The organism is Streptosporangium sp. NPDC049644, from assembly GCF_040675205.1.
Lineage (GTDB): Bacteria > Actinomycetota > Actinomycetes > Streptosporangiales > Streptosporangiaceae > Streptosporangium > Streptosporangium fukuiense.
The window spans coordinates 1-25,931 of the sequence record NZ_JBFAOJ010000060.1 but is presented as its reverse complement, the minus strand read 5'-3'; the positions used below and the strand labels follow the sequence as shown (position 1 = coordinate 25,931).

Sequence of the window (25,931 nt, the reverse complement as noted above, 5' to 3'; positions counted from 1 at the left end):
TCGTCGATGAGTGTCGCGGTACGAGTGATTCCCTGCCTGGACGTGGACGCCGGGCGGGTGGTCAAGGGTGTCAACTTCGAGAACCTGCGCGATGCCGGGGACCCGGTCGAGCTGGCCCGCCGCTATGACGCGGAGGGGGCCGACGAGCTGACGTTCCTTGACATCACGGCCTCCAGCTCCGACCGGTCGACGATGTACGACGTGGTCAGCCGGACGGCCGAGCAGGTGTTCATCCCGCTGACCGTGGGCGGGGGAGTGCGCTCGGTCGAGGACGTCGACAGGCTGCTGCGGGCGGGCGCGGACAAGGTGGGGCTGAACACCGCGGCGATCGCCAGGCCCGAGCTGCTGACCGAGGCGTCGCAGCGGTACGGGGCGCAGTGCATCGTGCTCTCGGTGGACGCCCGCCGGGTCGTCGACGGGCCACCGACGCCGTCCGGTTTCGAGGTGACCACGCACGGTGGCCGCCGGGGGACCGGGATCGACGCGGTGGAGTGGGCCCGGCGGGGCGCCGAACTGGGGGCGGGGGAGATCCTGCTCAACTCGATGGACGGTGACGGGACCCGGGACGGCTACGACCTGGAGATGATCCGGGCGGTACGGGCGGTGGTGTCGGTTCCGGTGATCGCCAGCGGTGGTGCGGGTTCGGTCGCCGACTTCCCTCCGGCGGTGGAGGCGGGGGCGGACGCCGTGCTGGCGGCGTCGGTGTTCCACTTCGGGCAGCTCAAGATCGGTGATGTGAAGGACGCTTTGCGGGGGGCGGGGCATCCGGTTCGCTGACGTCGTGCGGTGAGCGGCCGGGTCTGTTTCGGCTCGCCGGTCGGTGTGGTTCGCGCTGCGGCGGGCCGGTGTTCCGGGCGGGGCCGTCGTGGCGGGGGTCTGGTTCTTCCGGCCTGCGGCCTGCCCGGGGGTGCGCTTTCCTGTGCGCCGCCCGGGCTGCTTTCCTCGGCTTCTCCGAAGCTTGAGACGGTCGTGCCTTCTTCGTTCATTTTATCGATTTGTGAGGCCCAGGAGTTATTTCTGGTTTGAAGTGAGTAGTTACCTTGGTGCAGGCATAGTGGATTTTTGGCGGTATTTGTACTGCAGCTCGGATTCCACTGGCCTTGATTCAAGGTAATATATAAGTTTTGTGGCGTTATGTGAGTTAGAATTGCTGGGCTGAATCCGGGGGGCGGAGGACGTCGTGGCACATGGCTGGGCTAGGCGGGAAGACGCGCGGCTGCTCACCGGTCATGGCCGCTACGTCGCCGACATCGCGGTGCCGGGGTGCCTGGACGCGGCGTTCGTACGAAGTTCTGTGGCTCACGGCCGGTTGTGCGGGGTGGACTGTGCTCCGGCTCGTCGGGTTCCCGGGGTGCGGGGGGCCTGGGCGGCGGCCGATCTTCCGGGGTTGCCGCCGGTTCCCCTGACGGCTCTCGCGGGGATGTCCTCGGCGGAGGTGGTGGCGGGGCGGGTTTGGCCGTCGCTGGCTGTCGACCGGGTGCGGTACGCGGGTGAGGCGGTCGCGGTGGTGGTCGGGGAGGACCGTTACCGGGCCGAGGACGGGGTGGCCGAGATCGTCGTGCGGACGGACCCGCTTCCGCCCGCGGTGTCGGTGGCCGAGGCCCTGGACGGCTCTGTTCCGTTGTTCGAGGGCCTGGACAACGTGGTGCTGGAACGGTCGGTCGGTGTGCCGATCGACGAGGCCGTCTGGGGACGGGCGGCGGTCGTGGTGGAGGCGCGTTACCGCCAGCAGCTGCTGCTGCCGTCGCCGATGGAGTGCCGGGCCTTCCTCGCGGTCCCCGAGAAGGACCGGCTGACCGTGTGGTGCTCCCACCAGGCACCGTACCGGCTCCGGCGGGAGCTGGCCGAGGCGCTGGACCTGCCCGTCGAGCGGATCAGGGTGGTGACGCCCGACAGCGGCGGTGCGTTCGGGTCGAAGAGCGCCACCTTTCCCGAGTACCTCACGGTCGCCTTTCTGGCGTTGACGCAGGGGGCGCCGATCCGGTGGATCGAGGACCGCGCCGAGTCGCTGCTGGCCGCCACCCGGGGCCGGGGGCAGGACCAGCGGGTCCGGCTGGCCGCCGACGCCGAGGGGCTGCTGCTCGCGTACGAGCTGAGGATCGACGCCGACGTGGGGGCCTATCCGCACATCGGGGCGGGGCTGCCGATGCAGACCGCCCGGATGGCCACCGGCGCCTACGCCACGCCCCTGGTGCACGCCACGGTTCGTTCGGTGCTGACCACCACCATGCCGACCTACCCCTACCGCGGCGCCGGGCGGCCGGAGGCGGCGTTCGCGCTGGAGAGGTCGATGGACGTGCTGGCCGATCGGCTGGGCATGGACCCGGCGGAACTACGGCGACGCAACTTCATCCCACCCGAGCGTTTCCCGTACGAGACGCCCACCGGCAGGCGCTACGACAGCGGGAACTACGCCGGGGCGCTGGATCTGGCGCTGAAGACCCTCGACTACGACGGGTGGCGGGCCGAGCGGGTTCGGCGCCGGGCCTCTGTGACCGCCCTGCCCCTGGGCATCGGGCTCTCCTGCTACGTCGAACGATCCGGGGGCGAGGAGGGCGGCCTGCACGAGTTCGGCGGCGTCGAGGCGTGCCCGGACGGCACGGTGATCGCCAGGTGCGGTACCGCCTCCAGCGGGCAGAGCCACCAGACGACCTTCTCCTCGCTGGTGGCCGCCACCCTCGGCCTGGACTCCTCGCGGGTCCGGTTCGCGGAAGGAGACACCGACGAACTGGCCGACGGGGTCGGCTCGTACGCCAGCCGCTCGGCACAGGTGGGCGGCCCGGCCCTGCATCGCGCGGCCACCGCGCTGATCGGCCTGGCGCGGGAACGGGCCGCGCGGCTGTGGCGACTGCCGGTCGGGGAGGTGGCCTGGTCCGGCGGCACGCTGAGTTCCCGCGCGGACGACGCGGTCGCGCTGGACCTCGGCGAGCTGGTGCGGGTCACCGGGTCGTTGCGGGTGGACGAGCGGTTCGAGTCGGGTATGGCGTTTCCGTTCGGCACCCACGCCGCCGTCGTCGAGGTCGACCCGGGGCTGGGCACCGTACGGGTGCTCCGGCTGGTAGCGGTGGACGACTGCGGGGTGATGCTCAATCCGGCGGCGGTCGAGGGGCAGGCCAGGGGGTCGATCGCGCAGGGGATCGGGCAGGCGCTGTACGAGGGGGTGCCCTACGACGAGGCCGGGGTGCCGCTGCTGCCATACGGCCTGCTGGACTACCTGCTGCCGACGTTCACCGAGATGCCGCCGGTGGAGGTGCGGGAGACCAGCACTCCGACGCCGTGGACGCCGCTGGGAGCCAAGGGGGCCGGAGAGTCGGGGTGCATCGGCACTCCCGCGGCCATCGTCAACGCGGTCGCCGACGCGTTGGGGGTCACCGATCCTGACCTGCTGCGGATGCCGCTCACCCCGGACGCGGTGTGGCGAGCGGCCCGCGCTTCAGCGGTCGGCTCCGAGGCGGGGTCGACGGTGGGGGAGGGGCTGTGAGGCCCGCCGCTGTCGACCGCATCGTGTCGGGGACCGGCGCGGGTCCGACGGTGGGGGAGGGGTTGTGAAGCCCGCCGCTTTCGACTACATCGTGCCGGGGACCGTGGGCGAGGCGGTGGGCGCGCTCGCCGAGGCCGGGGAGCGGGCGCGGATACTCGCCGGCGGGCAGAGCCTGATCCTGGAGATGCGCTGCCGGCGCTGTCTCCCGGAGTTGGTGGTGGACATCAACCGGGTCCAGGGCCTCGATCAGCTGCGGGTGGAGGACGGCGGGTTGCAGGTCGGGGCCCTGGTCCGCCACCGTGCCTTCGAGTCGCCCCGGGTGGCGCCCGGTCCGCTCGGCAGGCTGCTCTCGCGCACCGTCGTCAACATCGCGCACCCGCCGATCCGTGCTCTGGGCACCATGGCGGGCAGCCTGGCCTGGGCACATCCCGCCGCCGAATGGGGCGCCGTCGCCGTCGGCCTGGACGCCGACATCGAGTTGCGCGGGCGCGCGGGAACGCGGACGGTCGCGGCTCATGACTACTTCCACGGTCCCCACCGGACCGAGTGCCGGCCGCAGGAGATGATCACGTCTGTCCGGCTGCCGCTGCTCGACGACACCGTCGGGGTCGCGTTCGTCGAGCACCGGCGGACGCGCGCCGGCTTCGCCCAGGTCGCGGTCGCGGTGGCCCTGACCGTGCTCGACGGAGTGATCACCCAGGCGTTCATCGGACTCGCCAACGCCGCGGACAGGCCGGTACGAGCGCAGGTCGCCGAGCTGTCGTTGATCGGTGCCGAGATCGGTTCGTCCTTCTCCGACCCGGTGATCTTCGGTTCGGCTCTTTCCGACGGTCATCCGTTCGGTCACGCCGCCCGGATCGCCGCCGAGGGTGACGCCGACCCCTGTGCTCAGCCCTACGCCGACGTCGAATACCAGCGGCAGGTCGTCGCCGTCCTCGTCGGCCGTGCCCTGTGTCAGGCGGCCTCGGATCGGCAGGCGCACGCCGGACATGACGGATCCGCTGGGGAGTGGCGATGAACATCACGCTCACGGTGAACGGCCGGGTGCACCGCCTGGACGTGGAGCCCCGGCGCGCTCTCGGTGACGTGTTGCGTGAGGACTGCGGGCTGACCGGCACGCACCTAGGCTGCGAGCAGGGAGTCTGTGGTTCGTGCACGGTCGTGGTCGACGGCCGTGCGGTCCGTTCCTGCCTGCTGCTGGCCGTGCAGTGCGACGGGTGTTCGGTGCGTACCGTGGAGGGGTTGGCGGGTCGCGACGGTGAGCCGCATCCGCTCCAGCGGGCGTTCTCCGCCGAGCACGCGCTGCAGTGCGGTTTCTGCACGCCGGGGTTCCTCATGCTCGCCGTCGCCGCGCTGGAGTCCGACCCCGCGATCGCCGACGACCCGGAGCGGCTGCGGGAGCTGCTCACCTCCAACCTGTGCCGGTGCACCGGGTACGAGCCCATCCGCCGGGCGATCATGCGTGCCGCGGGGCGGCCGTAGTCTCAGGCGAGGGTTCCGGGGGCGATGGTCAGGGGAACGGGGCCGGGCGGTGCGTTCGCCGGTGTGGAGGTTTGTGGTTCTCACGGCGTTGATGGTTCTTTTTCGCTGCTTGGTCCTTTTTAGTGCTTGGTTCGCGCTGCGGCGGGCCGGTGGTCCGGGCGGCCGTCGTGGTGGGGGTCTGGTTTTCAGGCCTTCGGCCTGCTCGGGCGCTTGGGGTTGCGCTTTTTTATAAGCCGCCCGGACCACCGGCCCGCCTCCGCGCACTTGTTTCCGGCCGTACTGCGGTGTCGGCCGTAGTTGCTCCGTTTCCGGGGGCACAGAATGCGCTTTGGTGCTGAAGCCTCCGTACGGGCTGGTTCGAGGGTTGATCGCCGTAGCTGAAGCGCCGCTGCGGAAAGGAGCTCAGGGCTGGGCTCTCTGCTTGCTGTACGGGTTCGACGTCTCGTTCTGTACGGGGTCGTCTCAGGGGGTGATGGAGAGGGGGCGGAGGTGGGCGCGGGTCTGCCGGATGGAGTCGACGAGCCTGGTGGAGCTGTGGCCTATGACAATCTGGGCGGTGTCGCCGCTCTTCTTGGCCCACCCTTCGGCGGCGAAACTGTGATCCATCGCGACGGTGGGTTTCCTCCGGTGGAGCGCCATGTCTGCCAGCAGGCCGTGTAGATGGGCCAGAAGGGCCACCGTCTACGACCGGGGCCGGGGCGCCACCCCCAGGTTCGGCCCACGCCGGGATGCCGACCCGTTCGCCGAGCACGGCCGGGGCCTGGCCGTCGTTACGGCCCCGGCCTCCAAGGTCGGCCTCCGCGGCACCCAGATAACAGGCCACGCGGTCTGGGCCGAGATCTTCCCGGTCTGACGGCTTCAGGTTCCGGCCGACCTCGCGGTGATGTCTTTCGTACCCACGTCTCCTGGGACGGGATCCAGCCGATCACGGGCGCTGGAATCCGGGGGCTTTCACGGGCCTCCCACCGACGAAGGACGGGAGACGGACTGAAAAGTCCCCGGTTCGCCTGAGCTTCGTGGGCGGCTGCGGTAGCCGTGATCAGCACGGCCTGAAGATGATTCGTGCGATGCGGTGTCGCATCTCGTTCGCTGGCATCATTGGATGGGGGCGAAGCGAGGAGCTGAGATGTCGGATGATTCGAGGACGTTCAGCGAGCTCCTCGCGTTGGCGGCGGAGCGCGACGGGTACAAGGTCGAGTGGTACGCCGGGAAGATCGTGATGCAGGCGTCCACATCCGCCTTTCACAACCTGATCGTCAGCGAGACGATTCGGCAGATTCCCTCCGACGCGTGGTGGGCTCTGCCCGACATGAGGGTCGGGACCCCCGGCGACTACCGGGGGCCGCAGCCTGACATCGTGATCATTCCGGCTGGGAGCCTCAGTGATGACGAGAATCCGGTTCGGAAGGAGATCGTGGCGGCGGTCGTCGAGGTGGTGTCGAAGAACACCCGTTCCGAGGACTACGGCGACAAGCCGGAGGCGTACGCCTCGATGAGGATTCCCGTCTACGTGATCATCGATCGTAAGTGCGAGACCATCAGGGTGTTCAGTGAGCCCGACGGCAACCGCTACACCCGCGAGAGTGTGAGCTCCTTCGGCAAGCCGTTCACGCTGCCGGAGCCGGTGCTGCTGACGATTGACACGCGGGGGTATCCGGCCGCCATGTAACGGGGGCGGTCTCGCCTGAAGGTGCTCGCGCCGCGGTGTCTCACCGGCTGTCGGCGTAGCCGGCTCCCCTAGGCGGTGCCGGCCGTTTGTCACCCGCCACGCCGGCAACCTGCCCGGCCCTGCCGTCGAGGTCACTCGGTGCTGCCCGCTGGAACGGTTCGGGGGGTTCGGTGTCCGGTCAGAAGACGCGGAAGTGGTGGAACAGTTCGTAGGCGGCGTCGTGGGCGGCGAAGGAGCGGGCCTCGGAGCGTTTGACGGCGAGGTAGGCGGAGGCGCGCAGCGGGCCGAGAGCGCGCATGAGGACGTCGTCGGCCTCCAGGGCGTCCAGGGCCTCCTCCAGACTGGCCGGAAGGCGGGGGACCCGGCCGGCGGGGAGGGTGGCGGGGTCGACGTTGACGGGGGCACCGGGGTCGAGTTGGCGGCGGATGCCGTCCAGGCCTGCGTGGATGACGGCGCCGAGCGACAGGTAGGGGTTGGCCGAGGAGTCGGAGGGTTTCAGCTCCAGGTTGGTGGACGCCGCGGCGTCCTGACCGGTGGGGGAGCAGATGCGCACCGCGGCCTCCCGGTTGTCCATTCCGTAGCAGGCGTACGCGCTCGACCACGCCCTCGGGGTGAGACGCCGGAAGCTGTTCACCGAGCCACAGGTCAGTGCGGTGAGCGCGGGCAGGTGGGCGATCAGGCCGCCGATGAAGTGGTAGGCCGTGATCGACAGGCCGTACCGGTCGGAGGGGTCGGCGAAGACGTTGGTGCGCAGGGCGGGGTCCCAGAGGGACAGGTGCAGATGGGTGCCGTTGCCCGCCTGGTCGGCGAGGGGTTTGGGGGCGAGGGAGGCCCACATCGACATGCGGGTGGCGACGCCCCTGACGGTCTCGCGGTAGATCAGGTGGTTGTCGGCGGCGTGCAGGGCGGAGGCGTGGCGGATCGACAGCTCCTGCTGGCCGTGGCCCAGTTCCGGGTGGTAGTGCTCGATCCGCAGGCCCTGGCTCTCCAGGGCGTGGATCAAAGTCGTCGCATAGTCGTGGGCCTGGTTGAAGCCGGTCGTCGAGTAGCAGAGGCTGTCGTCGGCGGGGATCAGGCGGTCCAGGCCGCCGCCGGGGTCGGGCTCGCGGCGGCCGAGGGTGAACTCGGGTTCGAAGGCGGCGACGAGGACACGGTCCTCGCCGGCCAGGGCGGCCACGGCCTCGCGCAGGAAGGTGCGCGGGCAGGCGGGCCAGGGGGAGCCGTCGACCTGGCGCAGGTCCGACAGCATGGCGGCCGAGCCGGGGGCGTAGGGCAGTTGGACGAAGGTGGTCGGGTCCGGGACGAGGCGGACCTCGCCGACCGGGCCGAGACCCTTGACGTCCTGGAGTTCGTCGAGCATGTTCATCGCCATCATCGCGACGGTGTGCCCGATGCCGGTACGGAGCCGTTCGGCCAGCATGGCGCGGGAGGTGGCCTTGCCTCTGATCACGCCGCCGTGGTCGGCGTACAGGAAGCGGATCAGTTTGATGCCGTCGGTGTCGACGCGTTCGATGATGCGTTCGACGACGCGCCGTGTCGGGGCGTCGAGCGTGTCGGCTCCGCCGGCGTCGCGATGATCTCCCACGCTTTCTGCCTAACACGTCCCCGGGAGGAGTGGAAGCACCCCGGTGTTTCCGCTGGATCGGTTCGGGGGGTTCCAGCACTCTTTGACCTGTTGTCATGTGGTGGAAACGCGCCACTGCCGGGCGTTCGGCGTCGCGGGGTCGGCAGGGGGGAGCGGGCGGGCGCAGCGGCAGGTGATGGTGATCGTCACCGCGCCTCCGGCGCAGGCGCCGGAGGGAGTGCACGCCTCGACCGGGACCGTCCAGATGCCGGGCACCCGGGAGGCGCCGCCGAGCAGGCCGTCGGCGTCGATCGTGATCCCGGCGGGCAGCAGGGTGGGGTCGGCCACCCTGAAGGCGAGCCTCGCGCCGGTCGGGTCGGCCAGGGTGATCCTGCCCCTCAGCGGCCGGTCGACGGGGGCTCCGAAGTGGCCGAGGAACGGGTGGGCGGAGGGCGGCGGGGGAGCGGCGCCGGCCGCCGTTCCCGCCGTTGCCGGGTCATGGGAGCCGGACACCGGGGTGGAGGCCGGTGACGGGGCGGGGGACGGTGCCCAGACCGATACGGGGGTCGCGAAGGCGACCTGTGAGATCGCCGGTAGGCCGAACGTGACGGCTCCGGCGATGAGCGACCCGACCAGGGAGAAACCCCGCGTGCCCCGCATGAACGATCTCCCCGTACGAGAAACGGACCTTCCCTTCAAGGTGCCGGAAAGATCATCAAGGGAGTGCCGTGATGTTTCCCGTGGTCGTCCATGATCGGGTCAGGGCGTTCGCCGCGCGGCTCTGGGCGGCGGACGGGGTTTCGTCGGAGGGCTCACGGGTAGGGGGTGGCGGCCTGCGGCGATCCTCGTGACGTGCTCTCGGGATCGGCGAAGCAGACGGTGCGGCGGTCCGGTGTCGGGGAGTGTGGCGCTCCCCCGTGGATCGGTCGGGAGCGCGGATGACATGGTTCGGGGCGGGGGTCCCCGCCGGTCGGTCAGCTAAGTACTCGTGTCACGAACAGAGCCAACTGGTCTGCTCCCCTCACGATCCCGTCGAAGACTCCGTTGACCGCGCCCGCCGCCTCGGCGGGCTTGGTGAACAGATAGAAGACCACGAACGCTACCCCGAGGTAGGTGAGGACCTTCTTGACCTGCATGGGGGCCTCCTGGCAGTTCCAATCCCAGCCGTATATACCCGAATTTTATCGATCTTTGGCATCTGCGGCCCGGGTGGCTCCCGGATTTTGATGATCATACCCGTCCCACAGGGGCAAACCATGGTCTGGTCGCGAGTTTGGCATAGGTCACACCAGCCATCGTGCGGTGGCTGAGGCTCTCCTGTCCAATCCTCACAGCCAGGTATACCGGTAGGGCTAGGGGCGGGCGGCGGGATCGCGGATACCGGTGCGCGGGAACCTCTGCCGAAAAACCAAGGGGACTTGGTGGCCGGTGGCATCCGGGCGCCCCGGGGCTCCGAATAAAGGGGCGAACCGACCCGAGGGGCCCCCTATGACCCAATTTGTCCGCGCGGTGCTCACCCTGCACGGCGGGCGTGCTCGCAGCCGTCGGCCCGCGGCGGCCGATCCCCTTCGAACAGGCCGCGTGCCGGGCCGTGTACCGGGCCGTGCGCGGACACGACGTCGTGGTCTCACGGCCGAGGTTCCGGACGCGTGGCCGGAACGGCGAGGAGGTCTCGCCGGTGGCGGACCCGCGCGAGACCGTCGAGCGGCCCGGCGCGCCCGCGATGCCGGTCGGGCGCTCGGCGGGCACGCGTGCCGCCCACCGGGCGGCCCCCCGGCCTTCCGGTGGGCCGCCCGCGGGGCCGCTCCGACTGACGGTCTGATCTGCCCTGCCACGAGAGGACATTGATGGAAAGGCGCAGGATCGCCGTCGTGGGCAGCGGGGTGGCCGGGCTGACCGCGGCGTACGTGCTGCAGCGGAGCGACGACGTCACGCTGTTCGAGGCCGACGAGCGGATCGGCGGGCACGCCCACACCCACGACGTGCCGTCGGGCGACGGTCGCACGCTGGCGGTGGACAGCGGGTTCATCGTGCACAACGAGCGGACCTATCCCCACCTCACCCGGCTCTTCGCCGAGCTGGGCGTGCGGACCCAGCCGTCCGACATGAGCATGTCGGTCTCGTGCGGGGGCTGCGGCCTGGAGTACGCGGGCGGCAGGAAGGCGTCCGGCCTGTTCGCCACCGCCTCCAGCCTGGCCCGCCCCGCCTACCTGAGGATGCTCGCCGAGGTGCCGCGCTTCCACCGGCTGGCCCGCGCGGCGCTGGAGCGCGGCGACGACCGCACGCTGGGAGAGTTCGTCGCGGGTTTCTCCCCCTACCTCGTCGCCCACTTCGTGACCCCGCTGGTGTCGGCGGTCTGGTCGTGCCCCCCGTCCGTCGTCGGGCGCTACCCGGCGCGCTACCTGTTCGCCTTCCTGGCCAACCACGGCATGCTCAGCGTCTCGGGCTCCCCGAAGTGGCGTACGGTCACCGGGGGCTCGCGCGAGTACGTCGAGCGGATAGCCAAGTCCCTCACCGCCGTGCACACCTCCACTCCGGTACGGGCACTGCGCCGCACCGGTGCGGGAGTCGAGTTCCAGGCCGACGGCGCCGTACACCGCTTCGACGCGGCGGTCGTCGCCACCCACCCCGACCAGGCGCTGCGCCTGCTGGCCGACCCCACCCCCGGCGAGCACGACGTCCTGGGCGCGTTCGCCTATTCCCGCAACCCGGCGACCCTGCACACCGACGCCTCGGTGCTGCCCGGCGCGCGGCGCGCGCGGGCCTCGTGGAACTACCGGATGGACTCGTGCGCGGCGGGTGCGGACGGGGTGCGGGTCACCTACGACATGAACCGGCTGCAACGGCTGGGCGCGCCCGAGGCGCACCTGGTGAGCCTGGGCACCGAGATCCCCGACGAGCGGGTGATCGCCAGGATGGTCTACGAGCATCCGGTCCACACCCCCGAGTCGGTCGCCGCCCAGGAGCGGCTGCCCGGCCTCGACGACGGGGTGGTCGCCTACGCGGGCGCCTACCACGGCTGGGGTTTTCACGAGGACGGCTGCCGTTCGGGTGTGCGCGCGGCCGAGGCGCTCGGGGCGCGCTGGTGAGCGCGCCGGCCGAGGCCGCGCTGTACGAGTGCGTTATCACTCACGTCCGCTCGGCGCCGGTGCGCAACGCCTTCGGCTACCGCTCCTACATGTGGCTGGTGGACCTGGACCGGCTGCCGCGCAACCGCCCGCTGGCCGCGTTCCACGCGCGCGACCACGCCGGCGACCCCGCGCTGAGCATCAGGGAGAACGTCGAGGTCTTCCTGGCCGCGTGCGGGATCGTCGCGGGCCGGATCAGGATGCTCGCCCACGCCCGGGTGCTCGGCCACGTGTTCAACCCGCTGACCGTCTACTGGTGCGACACCGCCGACGGCGTCGTCGTGGTCGCCGAGGTGCACAACACCTACGGCGGGCGTCACCGCTACCTGCTGCGCCCCGGCGAGAGCGAGGTGGCCAAGGAGTTCCGCGTCTCGCCGTTCAACGGCGTGGACGGCCACTACCGGCTCAGCCTGCCCGAGCCCGGTGAGCGGCTCGCGCTCAGCGTCGTGCTGCACCGCGAGGGGCAGCCGCCCTTCGTGGCGGGGTTGCGCGGGCGCCGCCGCCCGGCGACCGCGGCCTGGCTCTACCGGCTGGCCGCCAGATACCCGATGGCCCCCCTGGCGGGCAGCGCCAGGATCCGCCGCCAGGGCATCTCCCTGTACCTGCGCGGCCTCGAAACAATTCCCCCGGGAGGGTCCAGATGACCGCGACGACCGGACACGCCCCCGTGTTCTGGCCAGACGTCCGCACGGTTCCCAGCTCGCGATCGCGCGGCGCGATCGCCCGGCTGCTCTTCCGGCGCGCCGTACGGCGGCTGCCCCTGACCGTCGAGCTGCCCGGTGGCGAGCGGCTCGGCGCCGGCGGCCCGGTGATGCGCCTGCGCCGCCCCGAGGACTTCCACCGCAGGGTCGGCGCCTCGGGACTGATCGGCTTCGGCGAGGCGTACATGGCGGGCGACTGGGAGGCCGACGACCTGCCCGGGGTGCTCACCGTGCTGGCCGAGCGGCTGACCACGCTGGTGCCGCCCGCGCTGCAGCGGCTGCGGCGGCTGGCCGTGCGCCGGATGCCCGGCGACCAGCGCGGCGCGGAGCGGGACGCCCGGCGTAACGTGCGTCGCCACTACGACCTGTCCAACGAACTGTTCGCCGAGTTCCTGGACGGGACGATGACCTACTCGGCCGCCCTGTTCGACGGGCCCGCGTCCTGGGAGACGCTCGCCGGCGCCCAGCGGGCCAAGATCGACAGATTGCTCGACCAGGCGCGGGTCGGTGCCGGCACCCGGCTGCTGGAGATCGGCACCGGCTGGGGCGAGCTCGCGCTGCGCGCCGCCTCGCGTGGCGCGGCCGTCACCACCGTCACGCTCTCGCAGCAGCAGCGGGCGCTGGCCGGCGCGCGGATCGCGGAGGCGGGGCTGTCGGACCGGGTGGAGATCCTGCCGGCCGACTACCGCGAGGTGGACGGGAGCTACGACGCGATCGTCAGCGTCGAGATGATCGAGGCGGTCGGCGCCCGCTACTGGCCCGTCTACTTCCGCACGCTGGAGGAGCTGCTGGCTCCCGGCGGCCGGATCGCGATCCAGGCGATCACCATGCCGCACGACCGGATGCTGGCCACCCTCGACACCCACACCTGGGTGCAGAAGTACATCTTCCCCGGCGGCATGCTGCCCTCGGTGCGGGCGGTCGAGGAGAACCTCGGGAACCTGCGCGTGCTGGACCGCCTCTCGTTGCGCGAGGACTACGCCGAGACGCTGCGGCTCTGGCGCGAGCGCTACCTGGAGCGCGTCCACGCCATCGGCGCGCTCGGCTTCGACGAGGTCTTCCACCGGATGTGGACGCTCTACCTCGCCTACTCGGAGGCGGGTTTCCGGTCGCGCTACCTGGATGTCTGGCAGTTTACCCTCGGAAGGAGATCGTGATGTTCTGGTGGTCCCTGGCGGCCTCCGCCGCCGCCGTCGCGGTGCTGCTGGCGCTGACCCTGGCCGTGGCGCTGCGGGTGGGCCGGCACTCGGTGATCGACGTGGCCTGGGGGCTCGGGTTCGCGCTCGTGGCCCTGGTGTCGTACCTGCTGTCCGAAGGGGATCCGCTGCGGCGGCTGCTGGCGCTGGCGCTCACCGTGATCTGGGGGGTCCGGCTGGCGGTGCACATCGGGCGGCGCAACGTCGGTGAGGGAGAGGACCCCCGCTACGAGCGGATGCTCGCCCGCGCGCCCGGCAGCCGGACCTGGTACGCGGTTCGCGTGGTCTACCTCATCCAGGGCGCCAGCCTGCTGTTCGTCTCGCTTCCGGTCCAGGTGGCCATGCTCGGCACCGAGCCGCCGGGCCCGGTCGCCTGGGCGGGGACGGTCGTCTGGCTGGTGGGGTTCGTCTTCGAGGCGGTCGGCGATCAGCAGCTCGCCCGCTTCCGCGCGGATCCGGGCAGCAGGGGCAAGGTGCTGGACACCGGGCTGTGGCGCTACACCCGCCACCCCAACTACTTCGGCGACGCCTGCGTGTGGTGGGGGCTGTTCCTCATCGCCGCCGACCAGTGGCCCGGTGTCCTGACGGTGCTCTCCCCGGTGCTCATGACGTACTTCCTGGTGGCCAAGACCGGCAAGCCGCTGCTGGAGGGTCAGCTGTCGCGCTCTCGTCCGGGCTACGCCGACTACGTCCGCCGCACCAGCGGCTTCTTCCCGCTCCCGCCGAAGGCCCCGCGCCGGAACGTGGGCTGATCGGGCCCGTACGGCCCGGGAGGCGGCGGCCTCGTGCCGCCGCCGGTCCGGCTCAGACGCCCAGGGGGGCGTCCATCAGCCTGGCGACCGCCTCGTCGCCGCCGCTGACGTCGACCTTGGCGTGGGCCTGGCGGCCGAAGCAGAACAGCAGCAGCTCCCCGGCCCGGCCGGTCACCTCGACCTGCTGCGGGGCGTCCCTGGGGCCGCCGATGGCGACGCCTCCGCCGATGCGGTGCAGGACCACCCGGACGGGGGAGCGGCGGAGGAACACCCGGATGCCGGCGCGGATCTGCTTCCAGAACCTCTCCTCAAGGTCGGCGGGCAGCTCGCGCGGCTCCCAGACCCGCTGCGCGCGCCGTACGTCCTCGTGGTGGATGAAGAGCTCCGCCGTGTTGACGGTCTGGTCGAGGCCGGGAAGGCGGTAGAGCCCGGACGGCCCCGAGCGCACGAGCTCGACGAGGCCCGGGTAGCCCTTCCTGGTCTTCAACGACTCCTGCACCCTGTCGGTGTATCCGGCCAGCGGCTTGAGGAGGATGCCGCCGAGCGCGTCGGGGCGGCGCTCGCGCAGCACGAGGTGGGCGGCGAGGTCGAAGGTGGTCCAGCCCTCGCAGAGCGTGGGGGCATCCGGGCCGAGCCGGGCGAACAGGTCGCTGAGCGCGGCGCGTTCGGCGCGGGCGTGATTCATTCGGTGATCCTAACAAGGTCGTTGTGCGAGCAACCAGAGGTGTGGGTGCGATCTTGCCGGAGGTGGTTCGGGAATAACCGGGTGATCCAGAGTGATTGGGATTCAGGTAGCAACGTTTCCCGTCGAAAGGACACCTCCCGCGTGGCGAGCAAGGTGACAGGCGCGGTCATGCGACAGGGGCTCGGTGTCCTCGGAGTGGCGATCCGGACAGAGAAGTCGATCTTCGCTGCCGCGGTGCTGTCCAGCGCCCTGTACGGCCTGATGACCGTCGCCGCGGCGTGGGCGCTCGGCTGGGCGACCGACCACGTCGTGCTGCCCGCCTTCGAGAACGGGCGGATCACGACCGGCGCGCTGGCCGTCGGCGCGCTCCTCATCCTCGGGGTCTCCCTGCTCAAGGCGCTGGGCGTGGCGGGACGGCGGTATTTCGCCGGGGTCATGCAGTACCGGATGCAGGCCCGCTCCCGCCGGGACGTCACCCGCCAGTACCTGAGGCTCCCGCTGGCCTGGCACCACCGGCACCCGACCGGGCAGCTGCTGTCGAACGCCGGCGCCGACGTCGAGGCCGCGTGGGCGCCGCTCGCGCCGCTGCCGATGGCGGTCGGCGTCGTGGTGATGCTGGTCACCGCGGCCGTCGCAATGGTGATCACCGACCCGATCCTCGCTCTCGTCGGTTTCCTGGTCTTTCCCGCCATCGCCGTGCTCAACCTGATCTACCAGCGCAGGCTCAACCCGCTGGCCACCCGCGCCCAGCAGTTGCGCGCGGAGGTCAGCGAGATCGCCCACGAGAGCTTCGACGGAGCCCTGGTCGTCAAGACCCTCGGCCGCGAGGACGAGGAGACCGCCAGGTTCCTGGCCAAGGCCGATGAGCTGCGCGACGCCAACATCGCCGTCGGCCGGGTCCGCGGCCTGTTCGACCCGGTGCTCGAGGCGCTGCCCACCCTGGGCGTGCTCGCCGTGCTGCTGATCGGCGCGATGCGGCTGGAGAGCGGCGCGATCGGCTCCGGCGTGCTCGTCCAGGTCGCCTACCTGTTCACCCTGCTGGCCTTCCCGATCCGCGCGCTGGGCTGGGTGCTCGCCGAGCTGCCCCGGGCCGTCGTCGGCTACCAGCGGATCCGGGCGGTGCTCGACGCGACCGGCTCCATGGAGCACGGCGCCGCCGAGCTGGCCGGCACCGCCCCCGCCAGGCTGGAGGTCCGCGGCCTCGGCTACGCCTACGGCGGCGGTGAGGGTGAAGGTGACTTCCCCGTCCTGCACGACGTGAGCCTGGAGGTCGGCCCCGGCCGCACCCTCGCCCTGGTCGGCCCCACCGGGTCCGGCAAGTCCACGCTGGCCCAGATGTTCGTCCGCCTGGTCGATCCGGCGCGGGGCAACGTCCTGGTGGACGGCACGGACCTGCGCAAGGTCACCAGGGGCGGGGTCAGCGACGCGGTGGCGTTGGTGCCGCAGCAGACGTTCCTGTTCGACGACACCGTACGGGGCAACGTCACCCTCGGCCGGCCGGTCGGCGACGAGGACGTCTGGGCGGCACTGCGCCTGGCCCAGGCCGAGGGGTTCGTCAGCGCCCTTCCCTCGGGGCTGGACACCCAGGTCGGCGAGCGCGGCACCAGCCTCTCCGGTGGCCAGCGCCAGCGGATCGCGCTGGCCCGCGCGCTGGTGCGCCGTCCCCGGCTGCTCGTTCTGGACGACGCCACCTCCAGCGTCGACCCGCAGGTCGAGGCCAGGATCCTGTACGGGCTGAGGGGCGCGGCCCAGGTCTCCACGGTGGTCGTCATCGCCTACCGGATGGCCACCATCGCCCTGGCCGACGAGGTCGTCTACCTGGAGCACGGCCGGGTCGTCGACCAGGGCGGCCACGCGGAGCTGCTCGCCCGCTGCGAGGGCTACCGCAACCTGGTCACCGCCTACGAACGTCAGGAGGCCGAGCGCGAGGCGCTCGACGCCGAGCAAGAGGAAGAGGTCAGCGCTTGAGCTCGTTTCAGGGGGTCGAGCGTTCCGGGATGGCCACCGTCAGGCATGGGCTCTCGCTCACGCCGGAGTTCCGCAAGGGGCTGGCCGGGACGCTCGCGCTGGCCGTGGTGGCCACGGTCGGCAAGATCATCGTACCGATCGCGGTGCAGCAGACCATCGACACCGGGCTCGGCGGAGCGGCCCCCGACCTGGCCTACGTACGCACCGCGGTGCTGTGGTGCGCCGCCGCCGTGGTGCTCACCGCGCTGTGCGCGTACCTGATGAACGTCCGCCTCTACCGGGCCACCGAGTCCTCCCTGGCCACGCTCAGGGTGCGCGGCTTCCGGCACGTGCACGACCTGTCGGTGCTCACCCAGAACTCCGAGCGGCGCGGCGCCCTCGTCTCCCGGGTCACCGGCGACGTCGACCAGATCAGCACGTTCATGCAGTGGGGCGGGTTGATGATCATCATCGCCCTGGGGCAGCTCCTGGTCGCCACCGTGCTGATGTTCGTCTACTCCTGGCAGCTCACCCTGACCGTGTGGGCCTGCTTCCTGCCGCTCATGGTCGTCCTGCCGCGCTTCCAGCGGTGGCTGTCGGGCGCCTACACCCGGGTCCGTGAGCGCACCGGCGACATGCTCTCGGCGGTCAGCGAGTCGGTGGTCGGCGCCGCGGTGATCAGGGCCCACGGCTCCGAGGCCCGTACCGCGGAAAGGCTCGACGTCGCGATCGACGCCAACAAGGCGGCGCAGGCCCGCACCCAGCGGATCGTCGCGACGGTGTTCCCGCTGACCGAGATCGTCGCCTCGGTGGCCCTGGCCGCCGTGGTGCTGGTCGGGGTGCGGCTCGGCCTGGCCGGCGAGATCACCGTGGGGCGCCTGGTCGCCTTCCTGTTCCTCATCACGCTGTTCGTCTCGCCGATGCAGATCGCCACCGAGGTGCTCAACGAGGCGCAGAACGCCATCGCCGGTTGGCGGCGCATCCTCGGCGTGCTCGACACCCCGCCCGACGTCGCCGACCCGGGACCGGAGGGGGTCGAGCTGCCGCGCGGTCCCATCTCGGTCTCCTTCGAGAACGTCGGGTTCGCCTATCCCGGCGGGGCGCCGGTGCTGCACGAGGTCTCGGCGGACATCCCGCCACGCTCGCGGATCGCGGTGGTGGGGGAGACCGGTTCGGGCAAGACCACCTTCGCCAAGCTGCTCACCCGCCTGATGGACCCGGTCTCGGGACGGATCACGGTGGACGGCCACGACCTGCGGACCGTGAGGTTCTCCTCGCTGCGCCGGCGCATCGTCATGGTCCCGCAGGACGGGTTCCTGTTCGACGGCACCCTGGCCGAGAACATCGCCTTCGGCCGCCCCTCGGCGACCGAGGAGGAGATCCGGCTGGCCATGACCGAGCTGGGGCTCGCCGACTGGCTGGAGGGGCTGCCCGCCGACCTGTCGACCAGGGTGGGCCAGCGCGGCGAGTCACTGTCGGCCGGCGAGCGCCAGCTCGTCGCGCTGGCCCGCGCCTACCTGGCCGACCCCGACCTGCTGCTGCTGGACGAGGCCACCTCCGCGGTGGACCCGGCGACGGAGGTACGGCTGGCCCGCGCCCTGGAGGGCGTCACCCGGGGCCGCACCGCCGTCTCCATCGCCCACCGGCTCTCCACCGCCGAGGCGGCCGACGAGGTGTTCGTCTTCGACCGGGGCCGGATCGTGCAGCGCGGCCCGCACACCGAACTGGTACGGCAGCCGGGCGTCTACGCCGACCTGCACGCCTCCTGGGTCTCCTCGGCCCGTTCCTAGGAAACCGGGACGGGGGCCGTCGGGAACCGGTAGTCCGCGATCCACCGCTTTTCCGGCCCTTTCCGGCCTGCGAGCCGAGCGCCGGGGAGGTGTGCGCCGGAACGGCCGGCGGGCGGTGGCGCGGTCAGCCGGTCCGCGCCTCCCGGATGGTCTTCTCGAAGGGGTGGGGGCCGATCGTCTCGGGGTCGGCGTCCTGGTCGTAGAGCGGGGTGTATCCGGTCGCGAGATACAGCCCGGCGGCCTCGGGCTGACGGGGACCGGTGGTCAGGTGGATCCGGCGGTAGCCCTGCCGCGCGGCCTCCCGCTCCAGCTCCCGGACGACGGCGATGCCCAGGCCGCGGCGCCGGTGGCCCGGATGGGTCCAGATCCGCTTGAGCTCGGCGGTCTCCTCGTCGCGACGGAAGAACGCGCCCCCGGCGACGGTCTGCCCGCCCTCGGTGAGGATGAGGAACGCACCCCCTCGCTCCGGGGTGAACCGCTCGTCGGGGTAGCGGTTGATCTCCTCGTTGGGACCGTACCGGCTGTTGTACTCGGCGTGCAGGTCCTCAAGGAGCGGCCTGACCCGCGGGTCGCGGACCGCCACGTGGTGCGTCTCGATGCCCTCGCCCGGCGCGACGGGAGGGACGTGGCCGGCGCCGGGGGCGAGCCTTGAGGAGTCGACGGTCATTTGGGCTGCCTCGGCAGGCCGGGCGGGTTGATCAGTGACCTGGACAGCGCCTCGTTCTCCAGGCCCCAGCGCTTGAGCACCTCGATGTACCTGCCGTTCTCGATCAGCGTGTTGATCGCCTCGTTGATCGGCTGGACCAGGCCGTTGCCCTTCAGGGTCATGACCGCGATCAGGCCCTCGACCGACCCGCCGCCCGAGAGCGTCCCGACGATCCTACTGTCGCCGCCGACGGCGACCTGGTAGGCGATGGGCGGGTTCGGGCCCAGGTAGGCCTGGATGCGCCCGGATTTCAGGGCGAGCAGGACGTCGCCGTACTTCTGGTAGTACTGGATCCGCGCGGCCTCGAGCCCGGCCTTCTGGTTCTGCGCGTCCCACTCCAGCAGGATCTTCTCCTGGTTGGTGCCCGACCCGACGGACACGTTCAGACCGGCGATGTCGGCGGGCTTATCGATCCTGGTGATCGGGCTGGAGGTGCCCACCTGCCAGGCGAGCTGGTCCACCCGGTAGGTGGCGAAGTCGTAGATGTCCTTGCGCTCCTCGGTCACCGTGACGTTGTTGAGCACCGCGTCGTACCTGCCGGACTTGACGGCCAGGAACAGGTTCTCCCAGGAGGTGTTCTCCTCCTTCACCTTCAGGCCCAGCACGTCGGCGATCAGATAGGCGAGATCGGTCTCGACGCCGATCAGGGTGGTGTCGTCGTCGGCCAGGGACACCAGGGGCGGCGCGCCCTCGCCGTTGAAGCCCACGGTGAGCTCACCCCTGGACCGGATCGCCTCAGGGACCTTGGCGGCGATCGCGTCCACCATGTCGGCGCGGATCCGGTGCTGTTCCGGCGATGTGTTGATCCTGACGCCGCCGGTTCCGGACGGGGCGGCGGCGACCGGGACCTCGGCCCGGTCCGTGGCGCCGGCGGAGGGGTCGGTGGTGCCGCAGGCGGCGGCGAGGAGGAGAGGCAGGGCGACGGCGGCGGGGGCGAGCCTCGATATGAACGACATGTCGGTCCTTGTTCGGGTTTCAGAGAACTTTGCTGAGGAATAGGCGGGTGCGCTCGTGCCGGGGGGCGTCCAGCACCTCGGCGGGGGGACCCTGCTCGACGATCCGGCCCTCGTCCATGAAGACCACCGTGTCGGCGACCTCGCGGGCGAAGCCGATCTCGTGGGTGACGACGATCATGGTGGTGCCGCTCCCGGCGAGGTCCCGCACCGCGTCGAGCACCTCACCGACGAGTTCGGGATCCAGCGCGGACGTCGGCTCGTCGAAGAGGATGACCTTGGGCTCCAGGGCCAGGGCACGGGCGATGGCCACCCGCTGCTGCTGGCCGCCGGAGAGCCGGCCGGGGTAGGCGCGGGCCTTGTCGGCGAGCCCGACGCGCTCCAGCAGCCGGGTCGCCAGCGCGTTCACCTCCGCCTTCGGCCTGCGCTGGGCAGACAGGGGCGCCTCGGTGACGTTCTGGTGCACGGTCAGGTGCGGGAAGAGGTTGAAGTTCTGGAAGACAAAGCCGATCTTGGTCCGCTGCCGGAGGACCTCACGCTCGGGCAGCTCGTACAGCCGGTCGCCGACCCTGCGGTAGCCGACCAGCTCGCCGTCGACGCTGATCGACCCGCTGTCCACCTTCTCCAGGTGGTTGACGGTGCGCAGCAGCGTCGACTTGCCCGACCCCGAGGGACCCAGGATCACCGCGACCTCGCCGGGGGCGACCCGCAGGTCCACCCCGCGCAGTACTTCGAGGGGGCCGAAGCTCTTGTGCACGCCCCGCAGTTCGACCATCGCGGCGCTCATCCGCGGCCCCTGCCGTAGTACCGCTCGACGTAGTGTTGCGCGACGGACATCACCGAGGTCATGACGAGGTACCAGATGGTCGCGACCAGCAGCAGGGCGATGACCCGGCCGTTGCGGTTGTAGATCACCTGGACCTGGTAGAAGAGCTCGGGCAGGGCCATGATGTAGACGACCGAGGTGCCCTTGACCAGGCCGATGATCTCGTTGCCCGCGGTCGGCACGATCGACCGCATGGCCTGCGGCAGGACGATCCGGAACAGCTGCCTGGTCCTGGGGATGCCCAGCGCGGCGGCGGCCTCGCGCTGGCCGCGGTCCACCGAGAGCAGCCCCGCCCGGACGATCTCCGCGGCGTAGGCGGCCTGGTGCAGGGCGAGGCCGAGCGCGGCGGCGGTGACCGGGCCGATCAGGTCCATCGTGCCGATGTCGAAGAACGCCGGGCCGAACGGCACACCGAAGGAGATCCTCGGATACAGCAGCGCCAGGTTGTACCAGAACAGCAGCTGCAGGATCAGCGGGACCGACCTGAACAGGGCGATGTAGCCCCAGGCGACCGAGCCGAGCAGCGGGTTCCCCGACAGCCGCATGAGCGCCAGGACGGTGCCGAGCAGGAAGCCGAAGACGATCCCCAGCGCGGTCAGCTCCAGGGTGAAGACGACGGCCCGCAGCACGGAGGGGGCGAACAGGTACTCCCCGACCACCTCCCACTCCCAGGCCGGATTGGTGATCAGCGCGCTGGCCGCCATGGCCAGCAGCACCGCGATGCCCGCGGCCGCCACCCACCGCCAGGGATGACGGGTGGTGACCACTCTCGGCGGAGGCCCGCCGGCCTCCGTGTCCGCCGTGCCGCCCGCCGGGAGTGTGGCGGTCCGGGCGGGCGCGGCGACGAGCGGCACCCGGTTTCCCCCGTAGCCGCGATGGGTGCGCACCCGGAGGGCCGGGGGCGGTGCCTTCGCGGATGCTCCACGTGTGTCACCGCCGTCGGTGTCCGAGAATTCGACGGGCATGGTCGAGGCCTTTCTGGCTGGTCCGTCCAGGAGGAGGGGGCGGGCGCGAGGGGGCGCGTCGCCGGCGAATCGTCAGCGGGTCAGCGGTGACACGAGGAAAGGCGGAGGGGGCGCGGGCCGATGTGCCCGCGGACCGTCGGCCGGAGCTCTGGGCGCATGACATCACTTCAGCACGCGTCCACAATCCCGTCAAGACCTACTGGTTTAGTAGGTTTTATGCGACGCCGTACGGGATCGGTGCGAACCGGGCCACCCGCCGATGATTAGCCTGCTCAAAGCGAGGTAGAGGGCAGGACGGGGGCGGATCCCGTGTCCGCCCGAGGGGAAGGGAACAATGGTGGAGGCGGAGCCCGCAGAAGGGCGGTTTCCCGTTCTGGACCTCCGTTCGGCACTGGCCCGCGGCGGCCTGCTCGACGACCTGTCCAGCCTGCGGGTCGACGACGATGACGACGACGACCCCATCCTGATCCGCCTGGACGGCACCCCCGTCGACACCTGGCGGGAGAAGTATCCCTATGGGGAACGGATGAACCGGACCGAGTACGACCGGCTCAAGCGGCTGCTCCAGATCGAGATGCTCAAGCTCCAGTACTGGATCAAGGACACCGGGGGGCGCCTGGTCGTCCTCTTCGAGGGGCGTGACGCGGCGGGCAAGGGCGGCACGATCAAGCGGTTCATGGAGCACCTCAACCCCCGCGGGGCGAGCGTGGTGGCGCTGGAGAAGCCGAGCGAGCGCGAGAGCACCCAGTGGTACTTCCAGCGCTACGTCTACCACCTGCCGTCCGCCGGAGAGATGGTCTTCTTCGACCGTTCCTGGTACAACCGCGCCGGGGTCGAGCGGGTGATGGGCTTCTGCACTCCCGGGGAGTACCTGGAGTTCCTGGAACAGACGCCCGAGTTCGAGCGGATGCTCGTCCGCGACGGCATCCACCTGGTGAAATTCTGGTTCTCGGTCTCACGTTCCGAGCAGCGCACCCGGTTCGTCATCCGCCAGGTCGATCCGATACGGCAGTGGAAGCTGTCGCCGATGGACCTGAAGTCGCTGGACAAGTGGGAGGAGTACACCGCCGCCAAGGAGGACATGTTCGTCCACACCGACACCGAGGAGGCCCCGTGGACGGTGATCAAGAGCAATGACAAGAAGCGGGCCAGGGTCGAGGCCATGCGCCATGTGCTGAGCCTTTTCGAGTACGAGAACAAGGACCACGAGGTCGTCGGCACCCCCGACCCCAGGATCGTCGTGCACGCCGCCGACGTGCTCGACGACGACCGCGCCCGCTGAGCCGCCCCCGCTCAGCGGACTCCCGCGTCACCGCCAGACAGGCGCTGGGCGAGATAGATCGGGACGACCGAGGCGACGATGAGAGCCGCGGCGACCACGTTGACCACGGGCGCCTGGTTGGGGCGGAACAGGTTCTCGAAGATCCACAGAGGCAGGGTCCTGACCCCGGCCCCGGCGGTGAACGTGGTAACGATGATCTCGTCGAAGGACAGGGCGAAGGCCAGCAGCCCGCCCGCGAGCAGTGCCGAGCGCATCATCGGGAAGGTGACCAGCCGGAACGTGGTGAAGGTGTCGGCACCCAGATCGGCCGAGGCCTCCTCCAGGGAGGTGCCGGTCCGCCGCAGCCTGGCCAGCACGTTGTTGTAGACGGTCACCACACAGAAGGTGGCGTGCCCGACGATCACCGTGAACAGCCCCAGACTCACCCCGAACGGGCTCAGCACCGCGCGGAAGGCGTTGTTGAGCGCGATGCCGGTGACGATGCCGGGCAGCGCGATGGGCAGCAGGACCAGCAGCGAGACCGCGTTCTTGCCGAAGAAGTCGTAGCGCTGGATCGCGAAGGCCACCATCGTGCCGAGCACCAGGGCGATCACCGTGGCGCCCGCCCCCGCCTGGACCGAGGTCCACAGCGCGTCACGCACGCCGGTGGAGTTCCACGCCGCCTCCCACCAGCGCACGGTGAACCCGCTGGGCGGCCAGGCGAACGTCCGGTCGGTGTTGAAGGAGTTGAGCATCACGATCAGCAGCGGAACGTAGACGACGCCGAGCCCGGCGGCCAGCATGGCCCACAGCGCCGTGCGCGCCGTACGGGACAGGTTCACAGGTTCTCCAGGGCACCGGTGCGGCGGACCGCGGCGAGGTAGATCAGCATGATCATCACGGGGACGGTGGCGACCGCGGCGGCGAAGGGGAGGTTGTTGGCCGCGCCGATGTTGTCGTAGACGACGTTGCCGATCAGCTGCGAGGTGCCGCCCACGATCTTCACGGTGATGTAGTCGCCGAGCGACAGCGAGAACGTGAAGACCGAGCCCGCGATCACGGCGGGGAGGGCGAGCGGCCACACCACGGTGCGAAACGTCCGCCGGCCACGCGCCCCGAGGTCTCCGGCGGCCTCCAGCAGCGAGTCCGGCAGCCGCTCCAGCCCGGCGTAGATCGGCAGGATCATGTACGGCAGCCACAGGTAGGACAGGGTGAGGACGGTGGCGGTCAGCCCGTACCCCCAGCCGAGAAGGCCCTCGGAGCCGAGCATCACCCGCCAGGCGTACGCCTTGACCAGGTAGGAGGCCCAGAGCGGGGTGAGCACGGCGATCACCAGCCAGCGCTGGGCGCGCGGCGAGGCCAGCTTGGCCATCGCGAACGCCATCGGGAACGCGATCAGCAGGTCGATCAGCGTCACCGCGACCGCCACGCCCACCGAGCGCAGCGCGATCGTGCGGTAGACGTCCGCGGTGAGCAGGTCCTGGAAGTTCCTCCAGGTCGGCACCCTGACCAGGTCGCCGGTGAAGGTGTCGGTGCTCCAGAAGGCCGTCACGAACAGGGAGGCCAGCGCGCCGAGATAGGCGAGGCCGAGCCAGAGCGCGGGGGCCGACAGCAGCAGTGAGAGCCGCACACCCGCGTGCCGGTGCAGGAAGGCCGCGAGCCTGCGTCGAGGGGTGCGGGGCGGTGTGGGTCTCGCCGGTGCCGCGGTGTTCAACGTCGGCTCCTTCCCGGTCAATGTCGGTTCTCTCCCCGGGCGAGGCGGGTTTCCGGCCCTTCTCGCGGGGCGGGCGCGGCGGGCACCCGGGTGCCCACCGCACGGGTGGTTCCGGCCGGGCTCAGCCCTTGATCTCGGTCCAGGCCCTGGTCCACTCGGAGTAGTCCTTGCAGGTGACGTCGGTGCGCCCGTCCAGGCACTGGGCGATGGGGGTGGTCCAGTACCAGACCTTCGAGTAGTAGTCCTCGTCGGTCGCGTGGAAGGTCTCGCAGTGCTTCGGGTCGGCGGTCAGCTCGCAGGACTTCGCGTTCGAGGGCGCCTCCCCGAAATACTCGGCGACCTGGGCGTTGGCCTGGGGCGAGATGATCCAGTCGAGCCACCTGTAGGCGCAGTTCGGGTTCTTGGCGGCGGCGGCGACCATCCAGGTGTCCGACCAGCCGGTGGCCCCCTCCTTGGGCAGCGTCACCTCGACCGGCGCCTTGTCGGCCAGGGCCACATTGGCGATGACCTGCCAGGTGGTGCCCAGCACGGAGTCACCGCTCTTGAAGGCCTGGACCTCCTTGGTGTAGTCGGACCAGTACTCGCCGATGATCTTCCTCTGCTGCTTGAGCAGATCGACCGAGGCCTGGAACTGCCCCTCGTCCAGGGAGTACGGGTTCTTGATACCGAGTTCGGGCCTGGTCGCCATCAGGTACAGCGCCGCGTCCGCGATGTAGATCGGGGAGTCGTAGGCGGTGATCTTCCCCGCGTACGGTGAGGCGGGGTCGAACACCGCGCCCCAGGAGTCGGGTGCGGGCTTGACCTGGTCGGTGCGCCACATGAGCAGGTTGGCCCCGCGTCCGTGCGGCACGCCGTAGGCGGCCCCGCCGGCCGAGTTCCACGCCTTGTCCTTCAGGCCGGCGAAGACGTCGGCGTAGTTCGGGATCAGGGCGGTGTTGACCGGGGCGACGGTCCCGCCGGCGATCAGCCGCAGTGAGGCGTCCCCCGAGGCGGAGACCGCGTCGTACTCGCCGGTCTTCATCAGATACCTCCGTGGAGACCCCCGCCTTCAGGCGGGGGAGGATTCGGACTCCTGCGGAGCAGGGCAGGGGCAGGCGTTCCGCCGTACCGA

Annotated in this window: 25 protein-coding genes; 13 read left to right on the top strand and 12 right to left on the bottom strand. The window is 70.8% G+C overall.

The annotated features are described in order from the left end of the window. Positions 1-6 precede the first annotated feature (6 nt). The 4 genes from hisF (at position 7) to AB0J58_RS28605 (ending at position 4,963) form a co-directional block, all read left to right on the top strand. On the top strand, positions 7-777 hold the full coding sequence (hisF, locus tag AB0J58_RS28620) for an imidazole glycerol phosphate synthase subunit HisF (RefSeq protein ID WP_364221214.1): 771 nt from the start codon (positions 7-9) through the stop codon (positions 775-777). A gap of 403 nt (positions 778-1,180) precedes the next feature. Beyond that, positions 1,181-3,481 carry a xanthine dehydrogenase family protein molybdopterin-binding subunit gene (locus AB0J58_RS28615; RefSeq protein ID WP_364221211.1) on the top strand — a complete coding sequence of 767 codons (2,301 nt, stop codon included), beginning with the start codon at positions 1,181-1,183 and terminating at the stop codon, positions 3,479-3,481. A 64-nt stretch (positions 3,482-3,545) separates the two neighbouring features. Beyond that, positions 3,546-4,499: an FAD binding domain-containing protein gene (locus AB0J58_RS28610; RefSeq protein WP_364221208.1), complete on the top strand. Its 954-nt coding sequence runs from the start codon at positions 3,546-3,548 to the stop codon at positions 4,497-4,499. Next, positions 4,496-4,963: a (2Fe-2S)-binding protein gene (locus tag AB0J58_RS28605; RefSeq protein ID WP_364221205.1), complete on the top strand. Its 468-nt coding sequence runs from the start codon at positions 4,496-4,498 to the stop codon at positions 4,961-4,963. Before AB0J58_RS28610 ends, AB0J58_RS28605 begins: the two co-directional genes overlap by 4 nt. A 462-nt stretch (positions 4,964-5,425) precedes the next feature. Here AB0J58_RS28605 and AB0J58_RS28600 read toward each other — a convergent pair whose 3' ends face one another. Then, positions 5,426-5,569 (bottom strand): hypothetical protein, encoded by a 144-nt coding sequence (locus AB0J58_RS28600; RefSeq protein ID WP_364221202.1) that lies wholly within the window; start codon positions 5,567-5,569, stop codon positions 5,426-5,428. Positions 5,570-5,600: 31 nt separating this feature from the next. Between AB0J58_RS28600 and AB0J58_RS28595 the strand changes: the two genes are divergently transcribed. Further along, a complete protein-coding gene (locus AB0J58_RS28595) occupies positions 5,601-5,816 on the top strand; it encodes a hypothetical protein (protein WP_364221199.1) in 216 nt (71 codons plus the stop codon). 273 nt (positions 5,817-6,089) lie between these two features. Further along, complete coding sequence (locus AB0J58_RS28590; protein WP_364221197.1) at positions 6,090-6,632, top strand: Uma2 family endonuclease; 543 nt, start codon at positions 6,090-6,092, stop codon at positions 6,630-6,632. A gap of 178 nt (positions 6,633-6,810) precedes the next feature. Here AB0J58_RS28590 and AB0J58_RS28585 read toward each other — a convergent pair whose 3' ends face one another. The 3 genes from AB0J58_RS28585 to AB0J58_RS28575 all read right to left on the bottom strand — a co-directional run bounded on the left by AB0J58_RS28585 (position 6,811) and on the right by AB0J58_RS28575 (position 9,332). Then, positions 6,811-8,217, bottom strand: coding sequence for a glutamine synthetase family protein (locus AB0J58_RS28585; RefSeq protein ID WP_364221194.1), 1,407 nt, complete (start codon positions 8,215-8,217; stop codon positions 6,811-6,813). Positions 8,218-8,310: 93 nt separating this feature from the next. Continuing rightward, positions 8,311-8,856, bottom strand: a complete 546-nt coding sequence (locus AB0J58_RS28580; RefSeq protein WP_364221191.1) for a hypothetical protein — start codon at positions 8,854-8,856, stop codon at positions 8,311-8,313. A gap of 314 nt (positions 8,857-9,170) precedes the next feature. Further along, positions 9,171-9,332 carry a hypothetical protein gene (locus AB0J58_RS28575; RefSeq protein ID WP_169750203.1) on the bottom strand — a complete coding sequence of 54 codons (162 nt, stop codon included), beginning with the start codon at positions 9,330-9,332 and terminating at the stop codon, positions 9,171-9,173. A gap of 711 nt (positions 9,333-10,043) precedes the next feature. Between AB0J58_RS28575 and AB0J58_RS28570 the strand changes: the two genes are divergently transcribed. Genes AB0J58_RS28570 through AB0J58_RS28555 form a run of 4 tightly spaced genes read left to right on the top strand, consistent with a single transcriptional unit; the run spans position 10,044 to position 13,973 of the window. After that, positions 10,044-11,285 (top strand): FAD-dependent oxidoreductase, encoded by a 1,242-nt coding sequence (locus AB0J58_RS28570; RefSeq protein ID WP_364221188.1) that lies wholly within the window; start codon positions 10,044-10,046, stop codon positions 11,283-11,285. Then, positions 11,282-11,968 (top strand): DUF1365 domain-containing protein, encoded by a 687-nt coding sequence (locus tag AB0J58_RS28565; protein ID WP_364221186.1) that lies wholly within the window; start codon positions 11,282-11,284, stop codon positions 11,966-11,968. Before AB0J58_RS28570 ends, AB0J58_RS28565 begins: the two co-directional genes overlap by 4 nt. After that, complete coding sequence (locus AB0J58_RS28560) at positions 11,965-13,182, top strand: cyclopropane-fatty-acyl-phospholipid synthase family protein (protein ID WP_364221183.1); 1,218 nt, start codon at positions 11,965-11,967, stop codon at positions 13,180-13,182. Before AB0J58_RS28565 ends, AB0J58_RS28560 begins: the two co-directional genes overlap by 4 nt. After that, the gene (locus tag AB0J58_RS28555) at positions 13,182-13,973 is read left to right on the top strand and encodes a DUF1295 domain-containing protein (RefSeq protein ID WP_364221180.1); all 792 of its coding nucleotides are present in this window, start codon (positions 13,182-13,184) and stop codon (positions 13,971-13,973) included. Before AB0J58_RS28560 ends, AB0J58_RS28555 begins: the two co-directional genes overlap by 1 nt. A 52-nt stretch (positions 13,974-14,025) precedes the next feature. On the opposite strand, the gene AB0J58_RS28550 is transcribed toward AB0J58_RS28555, so the two are convergent. Beyond that, the gene (locus tag AB0J58_RS28550; protein ID WP_364221177.1) at positions 14,026-14,658 is read right to left on the bottom strand and encodes a TIGR03085 family metal-binding protein; all 633 of its coding nucleotides are present in this window, start codon (positions 14,656-14,658) and stop codon (positions 14,026-14,028) included. 168 nt (positions 14,659-14,826) lie between these two features. Here AB0J58_RS28550 and AB0J58_RS28545 point away from each other — a divergent pair, with 168 nt between their 5' ends. Next, the gene (locus AB0J58_RS28545) at positions 14,827-16,626 is read left to right on the top strand and encodes an ABC transporter ATP-binding protein (protein ID WP_364221277.1); all 1,800 of its coding nucleotides are present in this window, start codon (positions 14,827-14,829) and stop codon (positions 16,624-16,626) included. A 29-nt stretch (positions 16,627-16,655) separates the two neighbouring features. Continuing rightward, on the top strand, positions 16,656-18,395 hold the full coding sequence (locus AB0J58_RS28540) for an ABC transporter ATP-binding protein (protein ID WP_364221274.1): 1,740 nt from the start codon (positions 16,656-16,658) through the stop codon (positions 18,393-18,395). 124 nt (positions 18,396-18,519) lie between these two features. Here AB0J58_RS28540 and AB0J58_RS28535 read toward each other — a convergent pair whose 3' ends face one another. The 4 genes from AB0J58_RS28535 to AB0J58_RS28520 are packed head-to-tail and all read right to left on the bottom strand — an operon-like array spanning position 18,520 to position 21,845. Further along, positions 18,520-19,062: a GNAT family N-acetyltransferase gene (locus AB0J58_RS28535; protein ID WP_364221174.1), complete on the bottom strand. Its 543-nt coding sequence runs from the start codon at positions 19,060-19,062 to the stop codon at positions 18,520-18,522. After that, complete coding sequence (locus AB0J58_RS28530) at positions 19,059-20,057, bottom strand: ABC transporter substrate-binding protein (protein WP_364221171.1); 999 nt, start codon at positions 20,055-20,057, stop codon at positions 19,059-19,061. The genes AB0J58_RS28535 and AB0J58_RS28530 overlap by 4 nt, the downstream gene beginning before the upstream one ends. 19 nt (positions 20,058-20,076) lie before the next feature. After that, complete coding sequence (locus tag AB0J58_RS28525) at positions 20,077-20,841, bottom strand: amino acid ABC transporter ATP-binding protein (RefSeq protein ID WP_364221169.1); 765 nt, start codon at positions 20,839-20,841, stop codon at positions 20,077-20,079. Further along, a complete protein-coding gene (locus AB0J58_RS28520) occupies positions 20,838-21,845 on the bottom strand; it encodes an amino acid ABC transporter permease (RefSeq protein WP_364221166.1) in 1,008 nt (335 codons plus the stop codon). Before AB0J58_RS28520 ends, AB0J58_RS28525 begins: the two co-directional genes overlap by 4 nt. Before the next feature lie 334 nt (positions 21,846-22,179). On the opposite strand from AB0J58_RS28520, the gene ppk2 reads away from it, so the two are divergent. Then, positions 22,180-23,127, top strand: a complete 948-nt coding sequence (gene ppk2, locus AB0J58_RS28515) for a polyphosphate kinase 2 (protein ID WP_364149566.1) — start codon at positions 22,180-22,182, stop codon at positions 23,125-23,127. An 11-nt stretch (positions 23,128-23,138) separates the two neighbouring features. Here ppk2 and AB0J58_RS28510 read toward each other — a convergent pair whose 3' ends face one another. The 3 genes from AB0J58_RS28510 to AB0J58_RS28500 all read right to left on the bottom strand — a co-directional run bounded on the left by AB0J58_RS28510 (position 23,139) and on the right by AB0J58_RS28500 (position 25,841). Further along, a complete protein-coding gene (locus AB0J58_RS28510; RefSeq protein ID WP_343968691.1) occupies positions 23,139-23,948 on the bottom strand; it encodes an ABC transporter permease in 810 nt (269 codons plus the stop codon). After that, complete coding sequence (locus tag AB0J58_RS28505) at positions 23,945-24,820, bottom strand: ABC transporter permease (RefSeq protein WP_364221163.1); 876 nt, start codon at positions 24,818-24,820, stop codon at positions 23,945-23,947. Before AB0J58_RS28505 ends, AB0J58_RS28510 begins: the two co-directional genes overlap by 4 nt. Before the next feature lie 121 nt (positions 24,821-24,941). Continuing rightward, positions 24,942-25,841: an extracellular solute-binding protein gene (locus tag AB0J58_RS28500; RefSeq protein WP_364221160.1), complete on the bottom strand. Its 900-nt coding sequence runs from the start codon at positions 25,839-25,841 to the stop codon at positions 24,942-24,944. Between the last annotated feature and the right edge of the window lie 90 nt (positions 25,842-25,931).

Excerpts from the sequence above, each read along its gene's own strand:
- AB0J58_RS28535 (WP_364221174.1), bottom strand. The coding sequence starts at position 19,062 with ATGACCGTCGACTCCTCAAGGCTCGCCCCCGGCGCCGGCCACGTCCCT.
- AB0J58_RS28555 (WP_364221180.1), top strand. The coding sequence starts at position 13,182 with ATGTTCTGGTGGTCCCTGGCGGCCTCCGCCGCCGCCGTCGCGGTGCTG.
- AB0J58_RS28500 (WP_364221160.1), bottom strand. The coding sequence starts at position 25,841 with ATGAAGACCGGCGAGTACGACGCGGTCTCCGCCTCGGGGGACGCCTCA.
- AB0J58_RS28540 (WP_364221274.1), top strand. The coding sequence starts at position 16,656 with ATGGCCACCGTCAGGCATGGGCTCTCGCTCACGCCGGAGTTCCGCAAG.
- ppk2 (WP_364149566.1), top strand. The coding sequence starts at position 22,180 with ATGGTGGAGGCGGAGCCCGCAGAAGGGCGGTTTCCCGTTCTGGACCTC.
- AB0J58_RS28575 (WP_169750203.1), bottom strand. The coding sequence starts at position 9,332 with ATGCAGGTCAAGAAGGTCCTCACCTACCTCGGGGTAGCGTTCGTGGTC.
- AB0J58_RS28595 (WP_364221199.1), top strand. The coding sequence starts at position 5,601 with ATGTCTGCCAGCAGGCCGTGTAGATGGGCCAGAAGGGCCACCGTCTAC.
- AB0J58_RS28525 (WP_364221169.1), bottom strand. The coding sequence starts at position 20,841 with ATGAGCGCCGCGATGGTCGAACTGCGGGGCGTGCACAAGAGCTTCGGC.
- AB0J58_RS28590 (WP_364221197.1), top strand. The coding sequence starts at position 6,090 with ATGTCGGATGATTCGAGGACGTTCAGCGAGCTCCTCGCGTTGGCGGCG.
- AB0J58_RS28520 (WP_364221166.1), bottom strand. The coding sequence starts at position 21,845 with ATGCCCGTCGAATTCTCGGACACCGACGGCGGTGACACACGTGGAGCA.
- AB0J58_RS28580 (WP_364221191.1), bottom strand. The coding sequence starts at position 8,856 with ATGCGGGGCACGCGGGGTTTCTCCCTGGTCGGGTCGCTCATCGCCGGA.
- AB0J58_RS28605 (WP_364221205.1), top strand. The coding sequence starts at position 4,496 with ATGAACATCACGCTCACGGTGAACGGCCGGGTGCACCGCCTGGACGTG.
- AB0J58_RS28560 (WP_364221183.1), top strand. The coding sequence starts at position 11,965 with ATGACCGCGACGACCGGACACGCCCCCGTGTTCTGGCCAGACGTCCGC.
- AB0J58_RS28600 (WP_364221202.1), bottom strand. The coding sequence starts at position 5,569 with ATGGATCACAGTTTCGCCGCCGAAGGGTGGGCCAAGAAGAGCGGCGAC.
- hisF (WP_364221214.1), top strand. The coding sequence starts at position 7 with ATGAGTGTCGCGGTACGAGTGATTCCCTGCCTGGACGTGGACGCCGGG.
- AB0J58_RS28570 (WP_364221188.1), top strand. The coding sequence starts at position 10,044 with ATGGAAAGGCGCAGGATCGCCGTCGTGGGCAGCGGGGTGGCCGGGCTG.
- AB0J58_RS28550 (WP_364221177.1), bottom strand. The coding sequence starts at position 14,658 with ATGAATCACGCCCGCGCCGAACGCGCCGCGCTCAGCGACCTGTTCGCC.
- AB0J58_RS28530 (WP_364221171.1), bottom strand. The coding sequence starts at position 20,057 with ATGTCGTTCATATCGAGGCTCGCCCCCGCCGCCGTCGCCCTGCCTCTC.
- AB0J58_RS28545 (WP_364221277.1), top strand. The coding sequence starts at position 14,827 with ATGCGACAGGGGCTCGGTGTCCTCGGAGTGGCGATCCGGACAGAGAAG.